Source organism: Rhizobacter sp. P2_D12, from assembly GCF_056404395.1.
Window position 1 is genome coordinate 46,064 of the sequence record NZ_JBFUEB010000034.1, and the last position, 8,221, is coordinate 54,284.

Below are 8,221 nucleotides of genomic sequence, written 5' to 3' on the forward strand. Positions count from 1 at the left end.
GTTCGTGTCAGGAACACAGGATCGCCGCCGAATGATTCGGCGCCGTTTCAGCTTGCGCGCGGCCGTGTTTCGTTTGTCACTGCATGAAGCCGATGGCCGACTTCTTCGCGCCGAAATCGGGCAGGTCGGCACAGGCGACGTGCTCGCGGCGCGCCAGCTTGGCGTTGCCGAAGGCCGTCATCCAGGCGCGGCGCATCTCGCGCGGCGCCATCTCGCTCATGCGGTCGAGCACGTCGGCGCGCGGTTCGGCCTCGAAGCGCTCGCCCCAGGCGTGGTCGCGGCGGATGCCGTCGTACAGCCGGGCGGCGATGCGGCGCGCCGCGTCGCGGTCGGGCGCCTGCACCTCGTAGACGTTCATGCGGTTCAGGATCGGGTCGGGGATGGCGCGGCCGTCGTTGGCGGTCGCGACCCAGATCACCTGGCTGGCGTCGATCGGCACCTCGGCGAACTCGTCGACGAAGCTGCCGGCAGTGTCGTGCTCGAGCAGGCCGTACAGCGCGCCCAGCGGGTCGTAGGCGTGTTCTCCGCCGGCCTTGTCGATCTCGTCGACCACCATCACCGGGTTGGCGTACTGGCCGTCGACCAGCGTCTCGAAAAGCTTGCCGGGGCGGGCGCCCTTCCATTGGCTGGAGGCGCCGCTGAGCACCCAGCCGGCGGTCATCGAGCTCATCGACATGAAGCCCATGCCGGTGCCGAGCAGCTGCGACAGCTCGCGGGCGAAATGCGTCTTGCCGACGCCGGGCGGGCCGAGCAGCAGCAGCGGCGTGATCTCGAGCGCATCGCGGCTGTCTTCGCACAGCGCGAGCTGGCGCTTGACGTCGTCGAGCACCTCGGTGAAGTTGGGCAGTTCGTCGTACAGGTGGTCCATCGCCGGCAGGCCGGACGGCTTGACCTGGAAGCGATCGGGGCCCTTCTCGAGCATGCGTTCGTAGGTGGAGCGCAGGCTCTCGTGTTCCTTGTGCGGCAGCTTGTCGAGCTTGCGGCCGACCTCGTCGACTCGGTAGAGGCTGCGCATGCGGGCAATCGGGATGCCGCCTCGCGAAGAAGGGGACGACACCGGGACCAACTGCTTGGATGCGCTCATCGAAACCTCCAGAGGACGCAGACCTTGGAGTTCATTGAAGCAAAGCCGTTCACCGGCGAGCCATCAATGAAAACCCGAAACACCGCTCAGTTCCGGGGGAGGGCATGCAGGACGCATGCCAGCGGGGCCCTATTTCACCCAGGTATTGAGCTGGATGATCGGCAACAGAACCGCGAGAACGATCAGCATCACCGCCCCGCCCATCGCGACGATCAGCAGCGGCTCCAGGATGGTGGCCATCGCCATCGCGCGGCGCTGCACCTCCTGCCCCAGCTGCTTGGCGGCGCGGTCCAGCATCTGCGGCAACTGCCCGGTCTGCTCGCCCAGCCGCGCGAACATCGACAACAGCCCCGGGAAGCGCTTCTTCGCCGCCATCGCCGATGCGAAGGGCGCGCCCTCGCGCACCTGCACCAGCGCATCCAGCGCATCGGCACGCATGGCATGGTTGGACAGCGTCTCGGCGGCCGCCTGCAGCGCCTTCAGGATCGGCACGCCGGCATTCGCCAGCATCGCCAGCGTGCCGGCAAAGCGCGCCGCGTTGTAGCCGCGCGAGAGTTTGCCGATCAGTGGCAGCGTCAGCCAGCTCGCATCGAACTGCTCGCGGAACAAGGCGTTGCGCAGCATCAGCCGCAGCGTCACGACGCCGCCGGCGATCAGCAGCAGCAGCACCCAGCCGTAGTTGCGCAGGAACGCGCTGATCGCGAGCATCGCGACCGTCAACCCGGGCAGCGCCCGCTTCGAGCTGGTGAACACCGACGCCACCTGCGGCACCACGTAGGTCACCAGGAAGATCACGATCACCACCGCGATCAGCGACACGATGGCCGGGTACAGCGTTGCGCCGATGATCTTGGACTTGAGCTGCTGGCGCTCYTCCAGGTCGTCCGCCAGCCGTTCCAGCACGCGGCCCAGCGCGCCGCTTTGCTCGCCGGCCCCCACGACCGCGCGGTAGACGTCGTCGAACTCGCGCGGCGCCCCGCCCAGCGCGCGGGCGAACGGCGAGCCGCCGTTGACCTCGCTGCGCAGGTGGGCGATCAGCTCGCGCTGCTTCGGGTCTTCGGCCTCGTCGCTCAGCGCCGTCAGCGCCCGTTCCAGCGGCAAGCCCGAGCCCACCAGCCCGGCCAGCTGGCGCGTCCATACCGCCAGCCCGGTCGAGCTGAACACGCGGCGCACCATCTTCAGGCCGGTCGGCTGCGTGCCGGCCGACGCCACCTGCGTCACCTCCAGCGGCACCAGCGCCTGCGCACGCAGCTGCGCCCGCGCCGCCTTGGCGTTGTCCGCCTCCAGCAGGCCACTGCTGGATTTGCCGGCGGCGTTGATCGCCTCGAAACGATAAGCAGGCATGGCCGAACCTATTCGCGCGTGACGCGCATGACTTCTTCAGCCGAGGTCACGCCTTCCGACACCAGGCGGTCGCCGTCCTCGCGCATCGAGCGCATGCCGCCGGCTTCCGCCGCGACGAACACCTGCGATTCCGCCGCGCGGCTGTGGATCAGCGCCCGCACCTTCTCGTCGGCCACCATCAGTTCGTAGACGCCGGTGCGGCCCTTGTAGCCGGAGTTGCCGCATTCGCTGCAACCCACCGGGTGCCAGCGGCCCTTGGCATCCTGCTTCTTGCAGTGCGGGCACAGCTTGCGCACCAGCCGCTGCGCCAGCACGCCCAGCAGGCTGGAGCTGAGCAGGAAGGGCTCGACGCCCATGTCGGTCAGCCGGGTCACCGCGCTCGGCGCGTCGTTGGTGTGCAGCGTGGCCAGCACCAGGTGGCCCGTCAGCGAGGCCTGGATCGCGATCTGCGCGGTCTCGAAGTCGCGGATCTCGCCGATCATGATGACGTCCGGGTCCTGGCGCAGGATCGCACGCAGCGCCTTCGCGAAGGTCAGGTCGATCTTCGCGTTGACCTGGGTCTGGCCGATGCCGCCCAGTTCGTATTCCACCGGGTCCTCCACCGTCAGCACGTTGGTGGTGGCGGTGTCGACGCGGCCCAGCGATGCGTACAGCGTGGTCGTCTTGCCCGAACCGGTCGGGCCGGTCACCAGCACGATGCCGTGCGGCTGCTGCACCAGCTTGTTGAAGCGCGCCAGCGTGTCGCCGCCCATGCCCAGGCCTTCGAGCGTGAACTTGGATTCGCCCTTGTCCAGGAGGCGCAGCACCGCGCGCTCGCCGTGCGCCGACGGCAGCGTCGACACCCGCACGTCGACCGCGCGGCCGCCGATGCGCAGCGAGATGCGGCCGTCCTGCGGCAGGCGCTTCTCGGCGATGTCCAGCTCGGCCATGATCTTCAGCCGCGAGATCAGCGCCGCGTGCAGCGCCTTGTTCGGTTGCACCACCTCGCGCAGCGTGCCGTCGACGCGAAAGCGCACCGAGCTCGAGCGCTCGTAGGGCTCGATGTGGATGTCGCTCGCGCCGTCCTTCGCGGCCTGCGTCAGCAGCGCGTTCAGCATGCGGATGATGGGCGCGTCGTTCGACGCTTCCAGCAGGTCCTCGATGGCCGGCAGGTCCTGCATCATGCGGCTCAGGTCGACCTTGCTCTCGACCTCGCCGATCACGACCGCGGCGCTCGATTCGCTGCCGGCATAGGCGGCGGCGATGCGGTTGGCCAGCGTCGAGGCCGGCTCGCGCTCGAGCGCATCGATCGAGTACAGCCGCAGCACCTCGCTCAGCGCCGGCAGCGACACCGTCTCGGGCGCCCACAGCACCAGGCGCTCGCCTTCGTCTTCCAGCAGCAGCGTGTGCGCCTTCGCGTAGGCGTAGGGCAGGGGGTGGCGGGTCGACATGGCCTACTGCCCCGGCTGGCTGGCGGCCGGATCGGGGGCCGACGCGCCGTTCGCGGGCGCCGCCGGCAGCGCCGGGTTGCGGATCGGCTTCGGCGGCGGGGCGGCCAGCGCCTTCTCGGAGCTCTGCAGCGTGTTCAGCGGCGGCAGCACCGGCGATTCGTTGATCGGCGTGATCCAGCTGTTGCGCGGCTGCTCGGACCTCTGCTGTGCGCGGATGGTCTCGTAGCGGTCCAGCGAGACGGCGTTCGACGTGGCCGCATCGCGCATCACGATCGGGCGCAGGAACACCATCAGGTTGGTGCGCGTCTTCTGGCGGCTCTGGCTGCGGAACAGCGCACCCACCACCGGGATGTCGCCGAGCAGCGGCACCTTGTTGTTGGTCTCGGTGAACTTGTCCTCGATCAGGCCGCCCAGCACGATGATCTCGCCGTCGTCGACCACCACCGTCGATTCGATCGAGCGCTTGTTGGTCGACGGGCCGGCGCTGGTGGTGCCGGGCGCGACCTTGTCCGACAGGCTGGACGATTCCTGGAAGATCGTCATGCGCACCGCGCCGTTCTCGCCGATCTGCGGCTTGATCTTCAGCGTGATGCCGACGTCCTTGCGCTCCACCGTCTGGAACGGGCTGGTGGTCGCGGTGCCGGTGTTGGTGAACTGGCCGGTGATGAACGGCACGTTGCTGCCGACGATGATCTTCGCTTCCTCGTTGTCGAGCGTGATCAGGTTCGGGGTCGAGATGATGTTGCTGTTGGTCTGGCTCTGCAGCAGGTTGGCGATCGCGGCCAGCCCGTACTGCCCGGCGAACTTGCGGATCACGCCGATGTTCAGGCCTTCGCCCAGGCCGGCGGTGACGCCGGTGGCGTCGATGTTGATCAGGTTGCCCTTGCCGCTCTGGCCGAAGTTGGTGCCGCCGACGATGCCGGTGGAGTCGCCGCTCTTGCCGATCAGGCCCTGCCACTGGAAGCCGGCCTGCGCGGCGTTGTCGCCGGTCACCTCGACGATCATGCTCTCGATGTAGACCTGCGCGCGGCGCGAGTCGAGCTGGTCGATGACGGCGCGCAGCTGCTTGTAGACCGGCTCGGGCGCGGTGATGATCAGCGAGTTGCTGGCCGGGTCGGCCTGGATCATGCCGCCGGTGGACGGTGCGGCCGACGGGCTGAGGGGTGCGACCGCCTGCGGGCTGGCACCGCCCTGCTGGTTCGGGTTGGCGGCCTGCGCCAGCGAGGCGGTCGGCGAGCTGCCACCCCCGCCGCCGCCGGCACCGCCGCCGGTCGCGCTGAACGCGGCGCGCAGCACCGTGGCCAGCTTCACCGCGTCGCCGTTCTTCAGGTAGACGACGTAGATGTTGCCCATCGGGTTGTCGCCCACCATCGGCTTGTCGAGCTTCTCGATCACCGACTTGATGTTGGCCATGCGGGCCGGCGTCGACGCGCGCACGATCAGTGCGTTGCTGCGCGCATCGACCAGGATCGACGACGTGGCGCCGATGCCCGGCGCGCCGCCCTGGGCCGCGCCGCCGCTGCCGTCGCTCAGGCGCTGCACCACGGTGGCCAGGTCGGTGGCCACCGCGTACTTCAGCGGGATGATCTCGACGTCGCCCGAGCTCGGCGTGTCCATCGCCGCGATGATCTTGCCGATGCGCGTCAGGTTGTCGGCGTAGTCGGTGATGACCAGCGTGTTGTTGCCGGGGTTGGCGTTGATGGTGTTGTTGGGGCTGATCAGCGGACGCAGCACCGGCACCAGGTTGTTGGCGTTCTCGTGGCTGAGCTTGAAGATCTGCGTCAGCACCTGGTCGCCCTGGCGCGACACCGAGCCGATCGACACCGTGCCCGACTGCAGCTTGGCGTCGGCCTCGGGCACCACCTTGAACAGCCCGCCGACCTCGACCACCGTGAAGCCCAGGCCGCGCAGCGCCGCCAGGTAGTTCAGGTAGGCCTCGCGCGGCGTCATCGGCTCTTCGCTGAAGAGCGTGATCGTGCCCTTGACGCGCGGGTCGACGACGAACTGCTGCTTCAGGATCGCGCCCATCGCGCGCGACACGCCCTCGATGTCGGCATTGACGAAGTTCAGCGTCACCGGCTCGCCCTTGAAGCGCGACGGTGCCGGCACGGCGGGGGCGGCGTTCTGCGCCAGCACCAGCGGCACGCTGCCGAAGTGGGTCGCCAGCAATGCGGCCACCAGCGCAGAAACGAGAGGGCGCTTTGCGAGAGGGCGCTTTTTCATACTCATCCGATCGAAATGACGGACACGGCGCCATTGCGCCGCCCGATGATGTTCAGCAAATTGCTCAGGGCAGCTTCGTCGCCGCTGTTCGCGCGCGCCTCGCCGCGAAACCGCACGCCATTGGCGCCGACGCTGCCATTGCCCGAAAGTTGCAACGCGCCCTCGAGCGTCGTCAGCGAGAGCTGCGACGGCCCGCCGCCGGGGTTGCCCGACACCGACAGCCGGTAGCTGCCCAGCCTCTCGAGCGACGACACCCGCGAGGCCGCGCCCAGCAGCTCGACGTCGGCACTGCCGCTCAACAGCCAGCGGCCCTGCACCCACTCCATCGTCAGCCCGGGCGAGGCCAGGCGCAGCGCGCCGCCGAGCTGCAAGGTGTTCCACGGCGTGCCCAGCCCGCCCAGCAGCGCCCCCGGCCACTGGCCGGTCCAGCCGGGTTGCGGCATCAGCGTGAGGGCCAGGCGGCCGAAGCCGGGCTTGATCTGCAGCGCGACGTTGCCGTTCAGGCAGCAGGCCTGGCGCGCCACCAGCTCGAGGCCGAGACCGCGCAGCCCGAGCGACCAGTCGAGCCGGCCGGGCAGCGAGGCGGCGTCGCGGCTGCCCGGCCCGCCGGTCAGCACCACGACGGCGCTGCCCGACCACACGGTGCCGCGCGCATCGGCCAGCAGCACGCGCTCGCCCGAGGCCGACGCGATGGCCGAGGCCAGCCAGCTGGCCGGCGCGAACGCGACCAGCCCGAAGAGCAGCCCGAGCACCGTGCCGGCCACCGCCCAGCGCGTGGCGGCGCCGCGCGACTGGTCCCAGGCCATCTCGGCGAAGGTCGATTCCTGCCAGGCCGACGGGCTCAGGCTGGCGGCGAAGCGGCGCTTGGCGACGCGCTTGGGCACGGCACGCCCGAGCGGCCGCAGGAAGGGGCGGGCCATCAGGCACCTCCCCCGAAGCTGACGATCAGCGTGCCGCCGTAGCCCTGCGGGCCGCGCGTCAGCTGGGCCTCGATCGGGCGCGCGCGGGCGCCGCTGCGCACCTCGCCGAGCCAGCCGCGCAGGCGCTCGCCGGAGATGCCGGCCAGCGTCAGCGTCGCACGGTCGCCCTGGATGGAGATGCGGGCCTTGTCGCCCAGCCGGTCGGTGGCCGATTTCAGCGCGTCCGCGGCCTGCGAGGTCGACACCGGCGCGACGCTGCGCAGTTCGCGCACCTCGCCGGCCAGGCGTTGCATCGATTGCAGCTGGGCATCCAGCGCATCCAGCGTGGCCGGCGCGCTGCGCAGCACGCGCAGTGCCGGGGCCACCGCGATCATCCAGACGATCAGCAGGCCGACGAACAGCATCGCGGCGCCGGCGCCCATGCGTTCGCGCGGGGCCAGGCCGCTCCAGGTGGYGAGCAGCTGGGTGCGCACGGCCGCGAGGGGGGCGGGCAGGGCGATGCCGCGCGAGGGTCTTGAAGGGCGGGCGGTGCTCACAGCGGGCGTCCTGGCGTCGATGGCGGCGCGCGGCTGATGGTCAGGCGGCCGTCGACGGCCTCGACCTGCCAGCCGGCGGGGGTCAACTGGTTGCGGAATTGCTCGATCTGCGGCGGGCTCCAGCCGGTGGCGGCCAGCGTCAGCTTGCCGGGCTCGAAGCGCAGCGTGTCGACCGGCGGGCGGTCGGGCGGCCAGGCCGCGGCGGCGGCCTGCAGCATCGGCTCGAGATCGGTCTCGCCCGGCCGGCCGGCGGCGGCACGCAGGCTGTCGGTGGCACGCTGCATGGTCGCCGACGGGTCGAGCGCGGCCTGCGCGGCGGACTGCGGATGCGCCGTCGCCACCAGGTTCACCATCGCCTGCTTGCGCGCGCTGATGGCCGAGCTTTGATGTGCCGCCCACAGGTTCAGGCCGAGCAGCTGCACCGCGACCAGCGCGATCAGCCCGTAGCGCAGCGGGCGCCAGCCCGGCGTCAGGAACTTGCGCCAGCTGTCGCGCAACGCGCGCGTACCGCGGTTCTTCCGGGCAAGCGAGAACTGGCGCAGGTTCCACAGCGAGCGCGAGGCCTGCAGTGCACGCTGCGCCGGCGACATCACGTTGACCGGCGCGCCGAGCCAGCGCTCGGCCGGCGCCGCGGCGGCCGGCGTCGCGCTCCAGCGCGCGCCTTCGGGCAGCGGTTGCGGCTGC

General features: G+C 70.4%; 6 protein-coding genes and 1 pseudogene. All 7 read right to left on the minus strand.

Translation table 11 applies throughout. The features are described from left to right. Positions 1–76: 76 nt before the first annotated feature. Positions 77–1,084: an AAA family ATPase gene (locus AC1DYN_RS13805; RefSeq protein WP_477960372.1), complete on the minus strand. Its 1,008-nt coding sequence runs from the start codon at positions 1,082–1,084 to the stop codon at positions 77–79. A 129-nt stretch (positions 1,085–1,213) separates the two neighbouring features. After that, the gene (gene gspF / locus AC1DYN_RS13810) at positions 1,214–2,428 is read right to left on the minus strand and encodes a type II secretion system inner membrane protein GspF (protein WP_477960374.1); all 1,215 of its coding nucleotides are present in this window, start codon (positions 2,426–2,428) and stop codon (positions 1,214–1,216) included. Between the two features lie 8 nt (positions 2,429–2,436). After that, on the minus strand, positions 2,437–3,858 hold the full coding sequence (gspE, locus tag AC1DYN_RS13815; protein ID WP_477960377.1) for a type II secretion system ATPase GspE: 1,422 nt from the start codon (positions 3,856–3,858) through the stop codon (positions 2,437–2,439). Between the two features lie 3 nt (positions 3,859–3,861). Then, positions 3,862–6,036, minus strand: coding sequence for a type II secretion system secretin GspD (gspD, locus tag AC1DYN_RS13820; RefSeq protein ID WP_477960379.1), 2,175 nt, complete (start codon positions 6,034–6,036; stop codon positions 3,862–3,864). A 47-nt stretch (positions 6,037–6,083) separates the two neighbouring features. Continuing rightward, a complete protein-coding gene (gene gspN, locus AC1DYN_RS13825) occupies positions 6,084–7,001 on the minus strand; it encodes a type II secretion system protein N (protein WP_477960381.1) in 918 nt (305 codons plus the stop codon). Continuing rightward, entirely contained in the window at positions 7,001–7,537 is a 537-nt protein-coding gene (locus tag AC1DYN_RS13830) for a type II secretion system protein M (protein WP_477960383.1), read from the minus strand. The genes gspN and AC1DYN_RS13830 overlap by 1 nt, the downstream gene beginning before the upstream one ends. Beyond that, positions 7,534–8,221: pseudogene (locus tag AC1DYN_RS13835) on the minus strand (GspL/Epsl periplasmic domain-containing protein); the annotation flags it as partial. The gene AC1DYN_RS13830 and the pseudogene AC1DYN_RS13835, both read right to left, overlap by 4 nt.